17 protein-coding genes are annotated in these 20,010 nt (G+C 42.2%); 13 read left to right on the top strand and 4 right to left on the bottom strand.

The features are described from left to right. The first annotated feature begins 301 nt into the window (after nt 1-301). The 11 genes from CZ434_RS07605 (at nt 302) to CZ434_RS07555 (ending at nt 12,121) form a co-directional block, all read left to right on the top strand. Nucleotides 302-1,285 carry a dihydrodipicolinate synthase family protein gene (locus CZ434_RS07605; RefSeq protein WP_077625111.1) on the top strand — a complete coding sequence of 328 codons (984 nt, stop codon included), beginning with the start codon at nt 302-304 and terminating at the stop codon, nt 1,283-1,285. 11 nt (nt 1,286-1,296) lie between these two features. After that, nucleotides 1,297-3,279 (top strand): YjhG/YagF family D-xylonate dehydratase, encoded by a 1,983-nt coding sequence (locus CZ434_RS07600; RefSeq protein WP_077622573.1) that lies wholly within the window; start codon nt 1,297-1,299, stop codon nt 3,277-3,279. Between the two features lie 122 nt (nt 3,280-3,401). Next, nucleotides 3,402-4,802 carry an MFS transporter gene (locus tag CZ434_RS07595; RefSeq protein ID WP_077622572.1) on the top strand — a complete coding sequence of 467 codons (1,401 nt, stop codon included), beginning with the start codon at nt 3,402-3,404 and terminating at the stop codon, nt 4,800-4,802. Nucleotides 4,803-4,883: 81 nt separating this feature from the next. Beyond that, nucleotides 4,884-6,458: a glycoside hydrolase family 43 protein gene (locus CZ434_RS07590; protein ID WP_077622571.1), complete on the top strand. Its 1,575-nt coding sequence runs from the start codon at nt 4,884-4,886 to the stop codon at nt 6,456-6,458. A 219-nt stretch (nt 6,459-6,677) separates the two neighbouring features. Continuing rightward, nucleotides 6,678-7,049, top strand: coding sequence for a GntR family transcriptional regulator (locus CZ434_RS07585; protein WP_077622570.1), 372 nt, complete (start codon nt 6,678-6,680; stop codon nt 7,047-7,049). Between the two features lie 5 nt (nt 7,050-7,054). Then, a complete protein-coding gene (locus CZ434_RS07580; RefSeq protein ID WP_077622569.1) occupies nt 7,055-7,921 on the top strand; it encodes an ABC transporter ATP-binding protein in 867 nt (288 codons plus the stop codon). Beyond that, the gene (locus tag CZ434_RS07575) at nt 7,914-8,519 is read left to right on the top strand and encodes an ABC-2 transporter permease (protein ID WP_077622568.1); all 606 of its coding nucleotides are present in this window, start codon (nt 7,914-7,916) and stop codon (nt 8,517-8,519) included. Before CZ434_RS07580 ends, CZ434_RS07575 begins: the two co-directional genes overlap by 8 nt. Nucleotides 8,520-8,729: 210 nt before the next feature. After that, nucleotides 8,730-9,422 (top strand): response regulator transcription factor, encoded by a 693-nt coding sequence (locus CZ434_RS07570; protein ID WP_077622567.1) that lies wholly within the window; start codon nt 8,730-8,732, stop codon nt 9,420-9,422. 115 nt (nt 9,423-9,537) lie between these two features. Next, nucleotides 9,538-10,461: an ABC transporter ATP-binding protein gene (locus tag CZ434_RS07565; protein WP_077622566.1), complete on the top strand. Its 924-nt coding sequence runs from the start codon at nt 9,538-9,540 to the stop codon at nt 10,459-10,461. Further along, complete coding sequence (locus CZ434_RS07560) at nt 10,454-11,203, top strand: ABC transporter permease (RefSeq protein WP_077622565.1); 750 nt, start codon at nt 10,454-10,456, stop codon at nt 11,201-11,203. Before CZ434_RS07565 ends, CZ434_RS07560 begins: the two co-directional genes overlap by 8 nt. A gap of 21 nt (nt 11,204-11,224) precedes the next feature. Continuing rightward, nucleotides 11,225-12,121: a sensor histidine kinase gene (locus CZ434_RS07555; protein WP_077622564.1), complete on the top strand. Its 897-nt coding sequence runs from the start codon at nt 11,225-11,227 to the stop codon at nt 12,119-12,121. A gap of 95 nt (nt 12,122-12,216) precedes the next feature. Here the strand turns inward: CZ434_RS07555 and CZ434_RS07550 are convergent, their stop codons facing one another. Together CZ434_RS07550 and CZ434_RS07545 are read right to left on the bottom strand one after the other, a co-directional pair. Further along, nucleotides 12,217-13,173: an alpha/beta hydrolase gene (locus CZ434_RS07550; protein ID WP_077622563.1), complete on the bottom strand. Its 957-nt coding sequence runs from the start codon at nt 13,171-13,173 to the stop codon at nt 12,217-12,219. A gap of 173 nt (nt 13,174-13,346) precedes the next feature. Then, nucleotides 13,347-14,120: an AraC family transcriptional regulator gene (locus CZ434_RS07545; RefSeq protein ID WP_179107204.1), complete on the bottom strand. Its 774-nt coding sequence runs from the start codon at nt 14,118-14,120 to the stop codon at nt 13,347-13,349. A 185-nt stretch (nt 14,121-14,305) separates the two neighbouring features. On the opposite strand from CZ434_RS07545, the gene CZ434_RS07540 reads away from it, so the two are divergent. Next, on the top strand, nt 14,306-16,324 hold the full coding sequence (locus tag CZ434_RS07540; protein WP_077622561.1) for a beta-galactosidase: 2,019 nt from the start codon (nt 14,306-14,308) through the stop codon (nt 16,322-16,324). A gap of 479 nt (nt 16,325-16,803) precedes the next feature. Here CZ434_RS07540 and CZ434_RS07535 read toward each other — a convergent pair whose 3' ends face one another. Continuing rightward, complete coding sequence (locus CZ434_RS07535) at nt 16,804-17,715, bottom strand: glycine betaine ABC transporter substrate-binding protein (protein WP_077622560.1); 912 nt, start codon at nt 17,713-17,715, stop codon at nt 16,804-16,806. Nucleotides 17,716-18,332: 617 nt separating this feature from the next. Here CZ434_RS07535 and CZ434_RS07530 point away from each other — a divergent pair. Beyond that, nucleotides 18,333-18,773, top strand: coding sequence for a cell wall hydrolase (locus CZ434_RS07530; RefSeq protein ID WP_077622559.1), 441 nt, complete (start codon nt 18,333-18,335; stop codon nt 18,771-18,773). A 131-nt stretch (nt 18,774-18,904) separates the two neighbouring features. Here the strand turns inward: CZ434_RS07530 and CZ434_RS07525 are convergent, their stop codons facing one another. After that, entirely contained in the window at nt 18,905-19,975 is a 1,071-nt protein-coding gene (locus CZ434_RS07525; protein WP_077622558.1) for an aldo/keto reductase, read from the bottom strand. Nucleotides 19,976-20,010: the final 35 nt, after the last annotated feature.

The following is a 20,010-nucleotide window of genomic DNA, read 5'->3' as shown; positions in this document are numbered from 1 at the left end:
TTAACACTGCGACTAGTTTAAAAAGTTCATTTATTTTCAGTAAAGGTCACAAGAGTCTTTGCTGCAATAAAAAAACGTGAGTGAAATTTTTCCGACATACACTTATTGTACTATTTTTTAATAATTCAAGAAACATCATTCCACCACTTAAGTTGAAAGGGTTTACTTTTATAAGTGATATGCTATAATCTCATTTGTAAATACTATATAGTAAAATGTAGTTTTATAATATAAAACAAAAAAGAGAAACAGACAGTTTTTCTGTTGCAGTAGGAGATAATTTTTGGAAGGAAGGAATAATATGTATCCATTTACAAGATTTAAAGGGATTATCCCACCTGTTTCAACCATCGTAAATGATGAAGGAACGTTAGAGAAAGAGCAAATGGGTCAGCTCATTGATCATTTAATAGAAGCTGGTGTTGATGGTTTGTTCTTCTTGGGAACAGGCGGCGAGTTTTCACAAATGTCTGTCCAAGAAAGAGAGAAAGTTGCTTCTTTTGCCGTAAATTACATAAATAAGAGGGTACCAGTCTTGATTGGTACCGGAAGTACAAGCACACGGGAATCTGTCCGATTAAGTCAGCATGCTGAGAGAGTGGGTGCGGATGGAATTGTAGTCATCAATCCATTTTATTGGAACTTAACAGAAGAGAATCTATTGAACTACTACAAGCAAGTATCCGATTCCGTGAACCTGCCGATCATTCTTTATAATTTTCCTAATTTAACCGGTCAGGACTTAACACCCGAGTTAGTTTTAAAGATAGCTGATCAAAATGAAAATATTGTAGGAATCAAAGATACTGTAGATTCAATTGGTCATATTCGCGAAGTCATTACAAAAGTCAAAGGGAAGCATCCTCACTTTTCCGTGTTTTGCGGGTTTGATGATCACTTATTCAATACATTGCAACTAGGCGGAGATGGAGCGATTTCAGCGAGCGCGAATTTCGCCCCACAGCTCTCGATAGGAATTTACGAGGCTTGTCAAAATGGCGACTTGTCTAAAGCCGCAGAATTACATAGGAAATTGGCGATTTTGCCTTCTTTATACAAGCTGGATTCCCCATTTGTAAACGTCGTCAAAGAAGCTACTAAAATGTGTGGAATAAACGTTTCGACAGAAGTCTTGGCACCATCGCAAAAGTTAAGAGAAGAGAAATTAAAACAAATGAGAGGGATTTTGGAAATAGCGGAGGTGCTTCCTAAGGAATCGACAACAGGTGAACAATCTTATTTTGACCAACTCCGAAGGCAGAAAGTTCAAAAGCATTTTCATTAAGGAGGCACATGATGTCAATAAAAACAATTTTTAAACATGATGATCAATCGTCATATCAAGTTAAAACGCACGCGAGCGGGCCTGTCGGCGCGTTGCCGCTTACGCCGCAGATGCTCGAGGAGTCTCCGAGTGGTGATTTGTTTGGTATGACACAAAATGTCGGAATGGGCTGGAACCCAAAAGAACTACTCGGGGCGCAAGTGCTTATTCTCGGAACAAAGGGTGGATTGAGGGATGACAAGGGAAATCCTTTGGCGTTAGGGTATCATACCGGCCATTGGGAAGTTGACTTATTAATGAAAGCGGCTGCAGAAGAAATACGCGAACATAAAGGCGTGCCCTTTGCCGGATTTGTCAGTGATCCTTGTGACGGACGGTCACAAGGCACATTGGGAATGTTCGATTCATTTCCTTATCGGAACGATGCTGCCGTTGTTTTGCGCAGGTTAATTCGTTCCTTGCCGACAAGGCAGGCTGTGATGGGAGTAGCGACCTGTGATAAGGGGCTGCCGGCCATGATGATCTCTCTTGCTGGAACGCATGATCTTCCCACTATCATAGTTCCCGGTGGTGTCACCCTGCCGGCTACGAACGGGGAAGACGCTGGGAAAGTACAAACCATCGGAGCAAGATTTGCAAATAAGGAAATCACACTGAAAGAAGCAGCCGAGCTTGGTTGCAGTGCATGCGGGTCTTCTGGCGGGGGATGCCAGTTCCTGGGGACTGCAGGCACATCACAGGTTGTTGCTGAAGCGCTCGGCATGGCAATTACACACTCTGCACTTGCCCCTTCAGGACAGAAAATCTGGGCGGAAATGGCAAAGCAATCCGCCAGAGCTGCTCTGGAAATGGAGAAAAAAGGAATCACCACGAAGGACATCATTACAGATAAAGCAATCGAAAATGCAATGGTTCTTCATGCGGCATTCGGGGGCTCAACCAACTTGCTTCTGCACATTCCGGCCATCGCCCATGCTGCCAAAAGCAAGATCCCGACAGTAGAGGATTGGGTCCGTATCAACAAAAAGACACCGCGATTAGTAAGTGTTCTGCCAAACGGGCCTGAAAACCATGCAACAGTAAGGGCATTCTTAGCAGGAGGCGTACCGGAAGTGATGCTCCATTTACGTAAATTAGGTCTCCTGCATGAAGATGTGCTTACTGTCACGGGTGACACGTTAGGTGTTAACCTCGATTGGTGGGAACAGTCAGAACGTCGTCAACAAGTAAGAAAAAGATTGGAAGAAGCGGATGGTGTTTCCCCAGATGATGTGATTATGAGCCCGGACCAAGCGAAGAAGCGGGGACTTACATCTACTGTTACTTTCCCGACTGGAAATATCGCCCCTGAAGGATCTGTCATAAAATCGACTTCCATCGATCCATCGGTTATTGATGAACAAGGTTTTTATCGTCATACAGGCAGTGCCAAGGTGTTCACATCCGAAAAATCAGCCATCAAAGCGATTAAAACAGGTGGGATTGTTGCTGGAGATATTATGGTAGTCATCGGCGGCGGTCCTGCTGGAACCGGAATGGAAGAGACTTATCAACTGACTTCAGCATTAAAATACTTACCTTTCGGAAAAAACGTTTCATTGATAACGGATGCCCGTTTTTCGGGAGTATCGACAGGAGCTTGTATTGGCCATGTCGGTCCGGAAGCATTGGCAGACGGACCGATTGGGAAATTGCGCGATGGCGATTTAATCGAGATAGAGGTTGATTGCCGGAACCTTGTTGGTGGTGTGAACTTTATCGGTACAGAATCCAAGCGGATTTCTCCTGAGGAGGGAGCATCAGTCTTGGATGAACGCGAACCACACCCTGAATTGAAGCCACATAAAGATTTACCTGATGATACGCGGCTTTGGGCTGCACTGCAGGCGGCTAGTGGCGGTACATGGCGGGGAAGTGTCTACGATACAGATAGGATTTTAGAAATTTTAGAAGCAGGTAAGAAGGCATTAGCTAGAGAAAAATCACACGTATAAATACTAGTCGGATAATGGAGGGTAAACGTTTGACTGGCAATTTGTCGGGATACTCCAGGAGATTGAAGTTGGCGTCCCTTCAAGCAAATCTTGTAAGCGTTATATTAGAAGGAGGAATATACATGGCAATTAATTCTACCGCTGAAAAAATACCAGATGAAAAAAAGGCTGGGAAGGCTGCGGATGAAAAAATAGGACTTCTTGAAAAAGTAGGATATGGTACTGGTGACTTAGCGAGCAACTTCATATGGACAGCGATGAGTACATTTATTGTTTACTACTACACGGATGTAATTGGAATTGCAGCAGGAATCGTCGGTTCGATTATGCTGTTTTCCCGGATTTTTGATGGTGTTTCCGATGTGCTGATGGGCTACGTTATTGATAAGACAAAGTCCAAGCACGGAAAAGCGCGCCCTTGGCTGCTTTGGTTATCTGTTCCATTTGCAGTTTCAGCTGTTCTGTTATTTATGGTACCGGATGTTAGTACAACTTGGCAGGTAGTGTACATAGCAATTACGTATAACGTTGTTTGTCTAGTTTACACCGGATTAAACGTCCCTTATGGAACATTGAATTCCCTGATAACACAGGATCAATACCAACGCTCAGTCCTAAACGTCTTCCGGATGAGTATCGCTTTGATCGGTGTGCTCGTTGTCAGTAACTTAACACTTCCAATAGCCAATGCACTTGGCGGCCAGCAGTTTGGCTGGGTGATTACATTCATGATTTTTGGTTCGATTGGAACTGCTCTATTCATTTTCACTTTCAAAACAACAAAAGAAAGAGTCAAACCAGTAAGTGTCGAACAACAAAAGAAAACGGTTCCTTTGAAAGACAGTTTGAAAACGCTTGGTAAAAATAAGTATTGGGCGCTTGCCAGTGCTTTTATTCTATTAACCTATATATTTAATGCACTTAACTCTGGAGCAGTTGTTTATTATGCGGAGTATATTTTGGATAATCCCTTGTTGGTTGGTCTCGTTACAACGGCCTATACCGTGTTTATCCTTGTCGGAATGTCCATTGTTGCGCCAATAACGAAGAGATTTGGAAAAAGAAATGCCATTATCGTCGGGGAAATTATAACCATCGTCGGTTACCTGATTATGTTGATTGATTTATCAAGCATCACGTTAATCGTCATCGGCACTGTCGTAAGGGGAATAGGAAAAGCTCCTATCAATGGAAGCATGTTCGCTCTACTTGGCGATACCATCGAGTATGGGGAATGGAAAACCGGTATCCGTAACGAAGGAATGGTCTATAGCGGTGGCAGTATGGGAATTAAAGTCGGAAGTGGTCTTGGTACCGCCATTATTGGCTGGGTCTTAGCCTACGGTGGTTATGTCGGCGGAAGCAGTGTGCAATCCGGTTCAGCGATTCTGTCGATTCAGGCACTTTTTGTCTATATTCCAATGGGGATCACCGTCTTAATTATGATCCTTTTGGCCTTTTATAATCTGGATAAAAAATATCCGAAGATCATAGAAGATTTAAGAGCAAGGAACGCACAATGATTTATTGGAGTTTGAACGTTCAATTACTATGTTGCAGGACTGGATCAGGCCAGTTCTGCTTCACACGAGGGGAGAATCTCTATGAAGAAAATAACCAATCCAATTTTGCCAGGTTATCACCCGGATCCATCCATCCTCAGAGTGGGGGATGACTACTATATAGCGACTTCTACTTTTGAGTGGTTTCCGGGTGTCCAAATCCATCATTCAAAGGACATGATCAACTGGAGGCTGTTGACTTACCCGTTGACAAGGTCCTCCCAACTAAACATGATCGGTAATATTGACTCGGGCGGTGTCTGGGCTCCGGCCTTGAGTTATTCGGAAAAGGACGGCCTGTTTTACCTTATCTTCACCGATGTGAAAAGTAGAACAGGGGCCTTCAAAGACACACATAACTATCTGGTAACAGCGCAGAATATCGAGGGTCCATGGTCGGAACCGGTTTATCTCAACAGCAGCGGGTTCGATCCATCGCTTTATCATGAGGAAGATGGGACAAAATGGTTGGTCAACATGATTTGGGATTTTAGAAAAGGAACGAACTCTTTCGCCGGAATCGCGCTCCAGCAATATTCTCCGGAAGAGAAGAAGCTAGTCGGCCCGATCCGGAACATTTTTAAGGGGTCAAATATTGGTTTGACAGAAGCACCACATCTTTATAAGCGGAATGGTTACTATTACTTACTTACAGCAGAGGGAGGAACATGGTACACCCATGCAGTGACAGTTGCCCGCTCTACTTCTTTATTCGGTCCATATGAAATAGATCCGGCTAATCCGATTCTGACATCGAACCAAGAGGATTTAAGCGAGCTTCAAAAAGCTGGTCATGGCAGTTTGGTAGAGACCCAGACGGGCGAATGGTATATGGCGCATTTGTGCGGCCGGCCAGTTGTCGATAAAAAATGTATCCTGGGCAGGGAAACTGCTTTGCAAAAATGCTATTGGACAGATGATGACTGGCTTCGAGTGGAAGGCGGGCCGCATCCGCAAACAGAAGTAGAGGCGCCAAATCTAGAAGAGCACCCGTTTGACCCGGAAAACAACTACGATGATTTTTCGGAAGATACATTGAAGAAATATTGGAATTCTCTACGCAGGCCATTTACAGAAGATTGGGTATCTCTAACAGAAAGACCAGGTTACTTGAGATTGACAGGCGGAGAGTCCATGCAATCTACACATTACCAAAGCCTGCTCGCGCGCAGATTGGAAAACTTCCATGCGGATATAGAAACGGAAGTAGAAATTTCACCTGATCATTTTCAACAAATGGCTGGGTTGATTGTGTACTATGATACAGATGACTACGTGTATCTGCGGGTGACACACCATGAGGAATTAGGAAAATGCTTGGGAATCATCGAATCGAAGTATGGAAAATATGATGAGCTGTTGGATAATGACATTCCTTTAAACGCCTCGTCTGTGAAGTTGAAGGCAACGATAGACAATCAATGGTTACAGTTTTTCTATACAGAATTTGAGAACGAGTGGAAAGAAATCGGTGGAAAAATCGATATCGGCCACCTGTCTGATGACGATGCTGACTATATTCGTTTCACCGGCACGTTTGTCGGTGTCTGTTCGCAAGATTTGAGCGGGCAAAAGAAACCGTCTTTCTTTCGCTATTTTCATTATAAAGAGAGATAAAAGCCTCCTATAATATTTTCATAAGGGCATGGATGGATAAATCTATTATTCATTCATGCTCTTTCTGTTTGTCTTTAGGAAAACGTAATAGATGTTCAAAGAATGTATAAGTGCTTTTCCTTCAAAAAAGGGTTGCACTCAATTATTTTTGTGCATATATTGTTAATATAGTATATATACAATATATGAAGATAAAAAACAGACAGAAGAGGGGATTGCATGCAAATAATTATTTCCAACACTTCAAAGGAGCCGATTTATGAACAAATTACCAATCAAATTAAATCGTCCATTTTAGCTGGTGAATTACAAGAAGGGACAGCGTTGCCTTCGATACGGAAGCTGGCGAAGGATTTACAAATAAGTGTGATAACGACGAAACGTGCTTATGAGGAATTGGAGAAGGCGGGCTTTATCTATTCGATCGTCGGAAAGGGATCTTTTGTGGCAGAGCAAAATTTAGAGGTCATAAAGGAGAAGAAGCTTAAGGTGATTGAGGAGCAGCTGAGTGCGGTGATAACAAACAGCAAAGAGATCGGTCTGTCGTTTGATGAGTTGCAGGAACTGTTGAAAATCTTGTACGAGGAGTGAAGGTAATGGAAAATGTGGTTGAATTAATAAACGTATCGAAGAGATTTAAAGATTTCTCCGTCAAAAACATTGATTTACAAGTGAAACAAGGTTTTGTTACGGGATTCATCGGGGCAAACGGAGCTGGAAAGTCGACAACCATTAAAATGATGATGAACCTTTTAAAGCCAGATGCAGGTGAAGTGAAGCTTTTTGGTATGGATTACAGGACGCATGAGAAGGCGATCAAGGAACGGATTGGATTTGTATATGATGGCAACGTATTTTTTGAAGGGCTTAATTTGAAAGATATAAAGCGGATAGTTTCCCCTGCATACAAAAGTTGGGATGATGCAATCTTTCATCGGTACATCGAACAGTTCGAATTGCCGATGAATAAAGCAATAAAAACTTTTTCAAAAGGGATGCAGATGAAAGCCTCACTGGCGATTGCATTATCCCATCATGCAGAACTGATCATCATGGATGAACCGACAGCCGGTTTGGATCCCATTTTCAGGCGGGAATTGTTGGCCCTTTTACAGGAAATAATGGTGGATGGCAATCGGACCATTTTCTTTTCCACGCATATTACAACGGATTTAGACAGGGTCGCCGATTACATAGCTTTTATACAAAAAGGCGAATTGGTGTTTAACCAATCCATCCACGACATAGCCGAAAACTATGCGCTCGTAAAAGGCGGTAGGGAGCTTCTGGATAGAGACACGGAAAAGGCCTTCGTCCATATTCATCGTGCACCCACAGGATTTGAGGCATTAACCGACAATATGGAAGCAGTGAGAAACACTTTCGGAAACAGTGTAGTGATTGAGCCAGCCTCTTTGGAAGATATTATGTATCACCTGAAGGGAGGCGTGCACCATGTTTAATTTAATCAGACGTGATGTCATCCTGCAGAAAAGACTGTTATTGACTTTCATTCCTTTTATCGCATTCTTTATAATCATGGATTCGCATCCAGCTATGACTTTTTTGGTTGCCAGTATTTTTATTCCATTTAATTCTTTTGCATACGATGAAAAAGCAGAGACGAATATATTGTTGAATTCTTTGCCCTACACGCGTAAGGAAATTATCGCCTCACGTTATCTTGGTGCAGTTGTGTACTTGGTAATAGAAATCGGGGTGGCGAGTCTGGCGTTGTTTATTTTCAATAAATCGTTCACGCTGCATGATATAGCGGTTGCCAGTGGTTTGTTTTTTTTATTTGCTGCATTAACCTTTCCATTGTTTTATTTATTAAAACCAGGGCATATTTTTTCAACAGTCCTTATCAGCTTTCTGCTTTTGGCAGGTATAGGACCAAGAATTGTATTGTATCTGGCTGACCACCTGACAGTGATTACGAATTTTATCATGAATTTATCCATTCCCGTCTTATATACTGGATTGTCGCTTGCTGTTCTTGTATTCTATATTGCTTCATGGGGGATTACATCGGTTATTTACGAACGAAAAGCGTTCTGAATGTTTTCGTTAAACGGACCGAATGGGGACGAAGGTACCTACCGAGTTTTAATCGATAGGTGCTTTTTGTCGTTATAACATGCTGGAATACTTGGACAATAGAACTTACCTAAACATCGGGTAAACTAGTGTTCGTTTGTGTAAGATTTGACATCGAGTAAAATTACAGGAATGATTTAGATAAATGATTAAGTTGTCGAGGATGATTGGATGAAGGACCCGGTAAATATATTGATAATTGAAGATGATGAAGACATTAATCGCTTGCTGTGTGATATTGTCCTTAAAAGTGGTTATTTTCCCAAACCAGCATATTCAGGGACGGAAGCAATGATCTATCTGGACAGCCAGAAATGGGACATGGTCCTGATTGATCTTATGCTGCCTGGTCTGTCAGGGGAAGATATACTGAAAAAGGTAACAAAAGAGAGCAATATCCCTATCATCATTATATCTGCAAAGCTTGAAACACAAGCAAAAATCAATGCATTAAGGGCGGGCGCGGATGACTACATTACCAAACCTTTTGATATTGAAGAGGTTTCTGCCAGAATTGATTCATGCCTCCGGAGATACCAAGATGTAACGGGTGTGTCGCTCACCAACCAGATCACCCATAAAGATATGGTTCTGGACCCTGATGCGAAAGTAATAACTGTGAATGGAATTGAACTTAAATTAACGGCCCGGGAATATGAAATACTATTCTTGATGATGTCTTCCCCTCATAAAGTCTTTACCAAAGCCAATTTGTTCGAACGTGTCTGGAAAGAGCAGTTCTACGGGGATGATAATACGATTAATGTCCATTTGAGCCACATCAGGAGCAAGCTCGCAAAGGCAAATCCGGATGAAGAGTATATCGAAACCATTTGGGGGATGGGATACAAACTAAAAACTTAAGGTTTTCTTAAGGATTTACTTAAGACTTTCTTATGTTTTCCTTCTTATAGTAAAAGAGTGTTCAAAAAGCAATCTTTTGAGCAAGTTAGATAATGATTTAAGGAGGAAAACCTTGATGAGTGAGTATGTTTTAACAACCAATCAATTGTCCAAAAAATACCAGAATAAACTGGCATTGGACAATGTTAGTGTAAGGATAAAAAAAGGGGCTATTTATGGATTCATCGGGCAAAACGGCGCCGGAAAATCAACGCTGATCCGTCTCATAACTGGTCTTGCATATCCAACTACTGGAACATTTGAATTATTCGGAGAAAACAGTGAACGAGAGTTGATCGAAGCCAGGAAACGAATTGGAACAATAATCGAAGGTCCTGCTTTATATCCACAAATGACGGCCGCAGAAAATTTGGAAGCGCATCGGCTGTTGAAAGGTATTCCCGGGAAAGATTGTATTGAAAAAACACTTAAGATTGTCGGACTGCACGAGACCGGAAAAAAGAAAGCGAAAAATTTTTCTTTGGGTATGAAGCAGCGTCTGGGGCTTGCAATTGCTTTATTGGGAGATCCGGAATTCCTGGTGCTTGATGAGCCTGTCAACGGACTGGATCCAATGGGAGTAGTGGAAATACGGGAATTACTTAAAAAGCTTAACCGGGAGTATGGCATTACCATATTGATCTCGAGCCATATTCTCAGTGAATTACACTTGTTGGCTACCGATTATGGAATTATCCATAATGGTGAATTATTAGAGCAGCTATCGGCGAAAGAACTGCAGGAGAAATGCCAGCAATACTTGCATATCAAAGTGGATAACCCAAATAAAGCAGCAACCATTATAGAAAACCGCTTGTCAACGCAAGAATTTGAAGTAATGCCAGGTGGGACCATCAAGTTGTTTGCCTATGTAAATGTACCAGGTAAAGTATCCCGAATTTTGTCCCAAGAGGGATTGGTCATCGAAGAATTCATGCCGATGGGGGAAGATTTGGAAACATACTTCAGCAACCGGATCGGAGGGGTACAGCATGGGTAATCTACTGAAAACAGAATGGTATAAATTGAAGAAGGATCGGTCGTTTCGTTTCTTGACCTGGATGTTGTTCGCTGCTGCCGTGTTGTTTCCTTTAATCGAATTTGATAATGGCGCACCAGGACTGCCTGCGGTAAAGGATTATTATTTGGAAAGTGTCCTTGGCACCCATGGTAATATCGTCAAGCTCATTCCAAGTATTTTGGCGGGATTTTTTATTTCGGGCGAATACTCCATGGGAACGATGAAGAGTATCGTTTCCTCCGGTAACAGCAGGGTGCGGATCTATTTTGCCAAGCTGATGGTATTCTCAGCGGGAACGATTATTATCTCTTTAATTCTGCCGATTTTTATGACGGGAGCCAGTGCGATTTACTTTGGCTTCCAGGACATGCCTGAATGGACATTTTACTTCCAGACAGTCGGACTGATTATATTGTATGGTGCAGGCTTTGCATCTATAATGGCAGTGTTTTCTATCTTGTTCACCGATAGCGGGAAAACGATTGGATTCCTGCTTATGTTTTTTATATTTGTTGACTGGCCACTGCAACTTTTAGCAGTTAAAGTGCCTTTTTTTGAACCTATTCTCAATCATTCTGTTTTTAAGTTAATATACGATATCCTCATTGTTGACACGTTGGAAAGCATGGAAGTGGCGACCCTTGTAGTGGTGCCGATTGTTACATTCTTGGCGTTTGGAGCTTTGGGAAGCTTTATCTTCCAACGGAAAGAAATTAAGTAAAAAAGGAAGTGGGTGAGGCATATGCTCTATATAACCATCATTGTCATCATTGCTTTTGCATATGTCATCACTCGTTTGTATTTACTGAAAAAAGAAGTGAAAAGTGCAACAAGGCAGCTCCATCAATTAAACCGGCACAAAACAGGCAAGAAAATAGACATTGATTATCATGACCGTGACTTTGAGGAGCTGGCGAAGGAAATTAATAATCAAATCGATTTGACGAACAAGGCAAAGGCAGAGAAACGTTCGTCTGAAAACGAGTTAAAACAGGCAGTCTCCCATATTTCCCATGACATTCGTACACCTATGACCTCGATAGTGGGTTACATTCAATTTTTGGAATCGGATGAAATAACTCCTGACATGAAAAAAGAATATATAGACACGATTAAAAAAAGTGCGGGAAGATTAAAGGTTCTGCTGGAAGATTTTTTCGAACTATCGATCATAGAGCAAGCGGATTATCCTGTGAAAATGGAGAATATCAGGTTCAATGACTTAGTTTTAGAAGCACTGTTTGGTTTTTATGAGGAATTCAATAAGAGAAACATAGAGCCGGCGATCCATATTCCGGACGAGGATGTTATTTTGCTGCTTGATCCTTCTGCTGCCAAAAGAGTAATAGAAAACCTTGTCGTTAATGCAATTAGATATTCCAGCGGCGAAGTTACCATTTCGCTCCAGAAACGTAAAAATACCGTACGGCTAAAGGTCGCCAATTCGGTCGATGTGCTGACAGAACAAGATGTGAATCAAATGTTTGACCGGTTTTTCAAGGCCGACCAGACGAGGATGGGTAAAGGTACCGGACTGGGCTTGCCGATTGCCAAAAGCTTGGTGGAAAAAATGAACGGAAGTATTTATGCTGAGTTAATTGATAAACAATTAACAATGGTTTGTGAATGGGAACTTTGATTCCGGAAATCAAAGCAGGTCCAGCAAGCATGTCAGTTTCAAATAGGAACCCCTCACAATTCTGTGAAAATGTGAGGGGGTTATTTTGTGGAAAATTAAGCCTGTATTTTTGCGGCTCTATCAAAGCCTTTCCTTACTGCTTGGACATATTCGGTCGCAGCGCGTACAGACACCTCGGCTGTTGGGTTTAATCCTTCGAAGCCGTGGTAGGCACCGGGGTATAAATGAAATTCAACATCCACTCCAGCTTCTGCCAGTTTGGAGACATATGTTAATGTTTCGCTGCGGAAGGGATCCAATTGACCGACACATGTGTAAGTATATGGTAAATTACTATAATCTTCTGCCCGGGCGGGAGCTGCGTAGGAAGGGATATTATCTTTTCCATATAAATCGCCCAAATACATTTTCCAGCCGGCATCATTTGTTTTTTGATTCCAAACCATACCCTCTTTAATTTCATTGGCAGAAGGTGTATTGTTTTGATCATCAATCATCGGATAGAGGGGCATTTGAAAACAGACAGAAGGATATTGACGATCTCGTGCCAACAAAGACAATGCAGCTGTCAATCCCCCGCCGGCGCTGGCTCCTGCAATACCGATGCGGTCTGGATCAATATTTAACAGCTGTGCATTATCAGCAATCCATTTTAAGGCTGCATAACAATCCTCAATTGGTGCAGGGTAAGGATTTTCCGGAGCTAACCGGTAGTCGACCGAAACAACTACACAATTTGCTTCATTAACAAAATTCATACAAAGATCATCATCATCTTCTACAGACCCTAAGATATAACCGCCACCATGTATCCATAGTAAAACGGGTGACGTTTCGTTGATGGATTTCGGTCGGTAAATCCGCAATGGTAATGGATTGGCATCGGGCCCCTCAATCACTTCATCTGTAATGGAAATGGACTCATCCACCACGGTAGGCGGCCTCAATTTGGCTGCTTCCTCTCTGATTGTTTGCAAATAATCCGGCTGTAAATCAAGGTCTTGAAATGTTTCCAAACCTTGTAATAATTCTGGATTTACTCGGTTTTTCATACCTAACACCTCTTTTGTAATCGTTTTCAAAAAAGTGCAGTATAATCTGGTTGGTATAGTTGGGATATAGACAGCACAATTAAATTGTAAGGAGATGTGGCATGCTTGTCAAGAAGTGTTTGGAAAATTCTAACTTTTATAGTTGCTAGGTGCCATGATTGAGACAGTTGAATTTACACCCCTCCATTCAGGTGACGGTATTTCTCAGGGGGAATCCCGACTATTCTTCTGAATGTAGCGACAAAGTGGCTTGTGGAACGAAAGCCTACCTGCATGGAAATTTCCCTGATCGTGGATAAACTGTTTTCCAACAGGTATTTTTTCGCCTGCTGGACACGTAAATTCACAAAATATGCATAAGGCGTAACGTGAAAATTTTTTTGGAACAAGGAATTCAAATGACGCTTTGATGTACCGATAAAAAGAGCCATTTCTTCAAGACCGATATCTGGATTGGAAAGCTGGGACTTCATCCAGTCGACGAGTGCGTAAAGGGTGGCTAAGTTGTTTGTATCTTTCATACTGCTCTTCGTCGCTTTCCCGTACTTTTTCAAGAGCAGAAGAAATTCATAAACATCCGAGGAGGTGCTTATACTAAGGCTTTCCTTTGTCTCGTCCCTTTGATTTAACACGTCAGCAATAAAGGTGGCAATCGGCGCCTGTTGTTCCCAGTGATATACAGCTGACTGATGGAGACCAAGTGTGATTAACATCTCTTTCACCATCATCCCGCCAAATGTTACATAAAGTGTCTCCCAAGGAGTGGCGGCGCTTTTTTCATTTCTATAGGAATGGGCAGCATTTGGTAAAAGCAGGGCCCCGTTATTGGGAGTAAGAGTCATCTGTTGATTTTGAATCGTGATAGAACCTTGGCCTGCGACAGTTTGGATCCAGTGATAGTAAGGATATCCGTTCGGCCTGCTTATATTTTCCTGGTCAGAAACCAATTGTTTCTGCGAAAAGCGGCAGCCTGCTTTCATTTAATGGGATGAGAATATGCTTTTTCATTGGCGACTTCCTTTTCGTTAAGAGTTCCTTATTCTTATATGCCTTACCATTATATTATATATAATCAGACTTTGTAATCGGATAAAATGGAAATATAATGATACAAAGGAAAGGGTGCTATCGCGTGATCAATGAAAAACTTCCAAAGATTTGGTATGGCGGAGACTATAATCCTGAACAATGGGAGAAAGAGGACTGGGATGAAGATGTCCGCATGTTTAAACTAGCGGGAATTGATGTAGCGACATTGAATGTTTTTTCCTGGGCATTAATTCAACCTGATGAAGAAACCTATGATTTTGAATGGCTTGATGAACAGATTGACCGGTTGTATGAAAATGGAATTTATACGTGTCTTGCAACAAGTACTGCAGCGCATCCCGCCTGGATGGCGAAAAAGTATCCAGACGTACTAAGGGTTGATTATCAAGGGAGGAAGCGAAAGTTTGGCGGGAGGCACAATTCCTGTCCTAACAGTCCGACCTATCGCAAATATGCAGAGCGGATGGCAGACCGGTTGGGAGAAAGGTATAAGGAACATCCGGGAGTACTTATTTGGCATGTATCCAACGAATATGGCGGATACTGTTATTGTGATAACTGTGCGGATGGTTTCAGAAACTGGCTAAAGGAAAAATACGGAAGCCTGGAAAGTTTGAATAAAGCTTGGAACACGCGTTTCTGGGGCCATACATTCTACGAGTGGGATGAAATCGTCCCCCCGAACGAGTTAAGTGAAGAGTGGAATGGGGATTCGACTAGTTTTCAAGGAATATCGTTAGATTACCGGATCTTTCAGTCTGACAGTTTACTAGAGTGCTTTAAAATTGAAAGGGATGTCTTGAAAAAGCACACACCCGCTATTCCTGTCACAACGAATTTGATGGGCACTTACAATGAGCTCGATTACTTTAAGTGGGGCAGAGAAATGGATGTCGTTTCCTGGGACAACTATCCTGCTTATAATACACCTGAGAGTTTCACGGCGATGAGGCATGATCTTATGAGGGGCTTGAAAAGCGGCCAGCCATTCATGCTGATGGAGCAGACGCCGAGCCAGCAAAACTGGCAGCCATATAATTCGTTGAAACGGCCGGGTGTAATGCGGTTATGGAGCTATCAGGCAGTGGCCCGCGGGGCAGATACGGTCATGTTTTTCCAACTGAGAAGGTCGGTCGGCGCCTGTGAAAAATACCATGGGGCCGTAATCGAGCATGTTGGCCATGAGAACACAAGGGTATTTCGTGAGACAGCCGAACTGGGACGGGAATTGACACAACTCTCCGATACATTGCTGGATGCACGAGTCCATGCAAAAGTCGCCATCGTGTTCGATTGGGAAAATCGCTGGGCAACAGAATTATCCAGCGGCCCGTCAAAGGCATTGGATTATGTAAATGAAGTCCATAAATATTACGCAGCCTTGTTCGAGGAAAACATAGCGGTTGATATGGTTGGTGTCGAAGAGGATTTGAGCAAGTATGATATCGTCTTCGCGCCAGTGTTATACATGGTGAAATCAGGATACGCGGATAAAGTGAGACAATATGTTCAAAATGGAGGAACTTTCATCACAACATTCTTCAGCGGAATCGTTAATGAACTTGATCTTGTCACGACTGGCGGTTATCCAGGGGAATTGCGCGATATTCTGGGGATTTGGGTGGAAGAAATCGATGCCCTGCCGCCTGAAGAAAAGAACCAGATTGTCCTGAAAAAAGACACAGGGAGTCTGGCAGGCAGCTACGAGTGCAGTTTGTTGTTTGACATTATGCACACAGAGGGTGCGGAAGTGCTTGCTGAATATGGTTCCGATTTTTATGCAGGTACCCCGGTCATTACCTGTAATTCTTTCGGACAAGGTAAAGCATACTATGTCGGCACCTGTCCCGACCAGGCGTTTTTGACAGATTTCGTGAAAACGATTTGTGATGAAAAAGGAGTAAAACCATTGCTCGAACTTCCAAAAGGGGTGGAAGTGACAGAGAGAAGAAAAGATGGCCGCTCTTACTTCTTCATTATGAACCACAACTCCTTAAAAGTAGATTTCGAGATAAGTGAAGGAACGGACCTGTTGACAGGTGAAGAATTAAAAGGAATTACTTCAGTAGAGGCTTATGGAGTAAAAATTATAAAAAGGTAAAGGAAGATAAGAAAATATGGGTTTTTAGGATGAATATCTGTACAACCAGTATACTATTGTAAGCATTCCAAGATTTTTAAGCTATAATTAACGAAAAGCCTTGCTGTCTTTTAATGGTAGGGCTTTTTTATGTTGTTTGTGAGTTATAGTATTATAAAGAGAGGAGCAGGAAGGGTTTCCTGATGTCAATCCATGAAAATGAGGAAATACTGACAGGGGGGAAGTGTCTGTCTCATAATGTCTTTAGTGACTTTGATATCAGATGATCGTGTCCCGATAGGCAGTGCTGAAACAAGGATGGTTATCTAAATACTTTCAAAAATAGCCAAAGAAGTTGACGTTGCTTTCCTGAAGGTGTTTTTCGTGAATAATGTTATTTCTCGAAAAACAGACATCTATGGAGTAAGCCTGTGAAATACAAACTCCCCATTAAGTATCCAGATACCTAATAGGGAGCTTTTAAGATATATTAGATTTATTTACTCTGCAGGTTCCAGGTCTTCAATGGAATCGATGTCCATATAGGATGGCACGGCTAACCCAATCCTGGCCCCTTCTACGTTCGGTCCTAAATCTTCAAATTGACCTTCATACTCTTCATAAAATGCGCCATGTGTTGCAGGCATCCAAGGAGATAGAGTGGCATCGGAATCACCTGATGCTATTGCTTCAAACATAACAGATGGGTCAACTGGTGTAAGCGAAACATCGAAACCTTGTTGTTCTAATACAATTTTAGCTACATTCGTTGAAAAACTTTCTGCATCCCATGGAGTTAAAACTAAGTCTATTGAAGTACCATTTACAGATTCTACTCCTTCTGTCCATTCTGCGACTTTTTCCCCGTTCTCATCTACCCACTGTTTGGCTACTTTTTCAAAATCAAAATCCATTTCTTGAGCTGTAAGTAAGGCTTCTTCCAATACTGGTAGTTCCCAGTAGAGTCTATCTAGAATTGTATAAGCATTAGGCATGTCTTCTTTTAAGCCATTTCTAACAATTGTTGTTATGTGTTCTTCCTCGCCAAATACAAGTTCAGGATCTTCTAAGTATTTTATATCATATTTAGCGAACATATAGTGTGGTGACCATGCTGCAACGATAATTGGTTCTTCTTTTTCGATAGCATCACCTAACGAGGTCAACATAGCAGCAGCTGAGGATGTTTCTTGCTCCCAACCTGCAAGACTTTCATATTCTGCTATAGCTTGTTCATTTGTCTCTGTTTGTCCGGCGCCAGGCTCAATACCAGTAATTTTATATTCCAATTGTTCACTAACACTTGCGGTGGCTTCAGTCTCCCCATTTCCCTCTTGTCCACAACCGGCTACTACAAGGGATAAAGTTAAACCAGCAATTACTCCTAATCTCTTCCATGTGAAGTTAAACATGTTGAATAACACTCCTTAAGTTTATAGTTTTTGCTAATTCTATTATGTAGCAATTTTTCGAATAGTTTTAAGTGTTTTATTACCTTGCTCAATAGCGAAATAGATAAGCAAGCTAGTTAATTAAGCGAAACTATTTTCCATTCTATATCTTTTTATATAGTTCATTCAAACTGCAAATAATATCATTTTTATACAAATAGCATGCAAAATTTTAAATTAGCAGAACATTCGAAGGACTTTATATCTAATTTCTATATATAACTCCGTCTTCCATTAATATAGTAATTAATATAGTATTGAAAGAATTTAATTGACATATAAGGAGGAAATGCAAAGGTGGAACTAGATTCTATATTCTTTGCTTGGATAGATACATATCGTAAAAAGACAAAAGACTTGATTAAATTAGTGTTTAATAAAAGAGTTTGGAGCCTACGATAGCTGCTAAAATCCTTTCATTCTTATCTGAATTTCCAGTAGGGAGTGTACGGAAGCAGTCAAAGGGAATGACAGTGAAAATTCAACATGTCCAACAGGCTAAAAGTGAAAAAAACTCACATTTTTAGCGGCTTTTTTCATACAATTCTTTTAGAGCCATTCTTTAGGGGTGATGACAAGTGGCAAGAGTGAAATATACTGACAGCGATGTTGATTTAGTGGCAAGGATGATGAGGGCAGAAGCCATAGGCGAAGGGAAACAGGGAATGTTGATGGTCGGAAATGTCATTGTAAATCGGTCAAAGGCCGATTGTTTGGACTTTGCTGATGTAAGGTCCATCAGGGATGTAATCTATCAAGTGCAAGGCGGAAATTACTCTTTTGAAGCTGTTCAGAAGGGAAACGTTTTTTACAACAGAGCGAGAGAATCCGAAAGAAGGCTGGCAAGGCAGGTTTTGGACTATTGGAGAGAACACCCTTCCAAGTTCGCACTCTGGTATTTCAATCCATATGGTCCATGTCCGCCTACATGGTACGATCAACCCTTTACAGGGCAATATAAACAGCATTGTTATTATGAACCACAGCCTGACACGTGTGAAAGTGTTTATGGGTGGTGACACCTGCCTGCAACCAAAACAGCTTTCTGCTTTAAATTGTTTAAATAATTCGTAATTTAAAAAACGTACCTGCGACAGAACTCGGAAAGAGCTCTGGTGCCGGTACGTTTTGTCGTTCTGAACCTATCTGGTTAATCTTCCATCCCCATCGACTTTTTGTATCCTTCCAAATAAGGCATTTCGGATGGGCTTCCCATTTCAAAGGAACCCATGGCGCGGTGCCATAGTGGATAAAAAGGTGCCGGACGGGCAACCGATTCGATACGGTCATGTTCTTCCTTTGTCAGCTGGATATCGAAGGAAGCAATGTTTTCCTGCAACTGCTCCTCATTTCGAGCCGCAATTACGATCGGACCGACATTCGGACGATCTTTAACCCATGTGTAAGCAATTTGCGGCACGGTGGCATCATGATTTGCCGCTACTTCTTCCAGTGCATCAATTACTCGGTAGAGGCGCTCTTGGTCATAAACCCATGGCTCTGGCCAGCCTCCGCCTTGCCGGGTGTTTTCCGGCGCTGTTTTATTTCGACCGATTTTTCCATTTAGAAGTCCTTCGCCGAGCGGACTCCAAATCATCGAACCAATACCGAGCTCGCTGCCTGCCGGAAGTAGTTCATATTCTGCTTCACGCGCTTCCGGTGTGTAGTAAATTTGCTGGGTGATCGGCGGGATATAACCGGACTGCTCTGCAACAGAGTACGTCCTCGCGAGCGCCCAACCGCTATAGTTGGACACGCCCCAGTAGCGGATTTTGCCGGATCTGACCAGGTTTGTCATCGTTTCAACCGTTTCTTCAACAGGGGTGCGCCCGTCCCATAAATGGACGAAATACAAGTCGAGATGGTCTGTTCCAAGTCTTTCCAAAGTACGATCGATGGAAGCTTCTATATTGCTGCGCGAAGCCCCGCGGGCGTTCGGGTTTTCTCCTAAATGGAACCCTGTCTTCGATGTGAGCAGTACCTCGTCCCGGCGTCCTTTGATGGCCGCGCCAAGTACGCGTTCGGCATCCCCTTTGGAATAGAGGTTCGCTGTATCAAACATGTTGATCCCTGCTTCCAGAGATATATCAACCATTCTGCGTGCGTCGTTTTCGTTTATATTTCCTGCAGGTTCAAATCCATTTGTACCACTGAATGGAATGGTTCCTAGAATGTACTTCGGTACCCGCAAGCCGGAATTCCCTAAATTAATGTATTCCATGATATTCCTCCTATCTGAACTTCTTTGATTGTTGG

The sequence above is a fragment of the Sediminibacillus massiliensis genome (assembly GCF_900156915.1).
Lineage (GTDB): Bacteria > Bacillota > Bacilli > Bacillales > Amphibacillaceae > Sediminibacillus_A > Sediminibacillus_A massiliensis.
The sequence above is the reverse complement of the archived record's forward strand: the minus strand, read 5'-3'. Positions and strand labels throughout refer to the sequence as shown.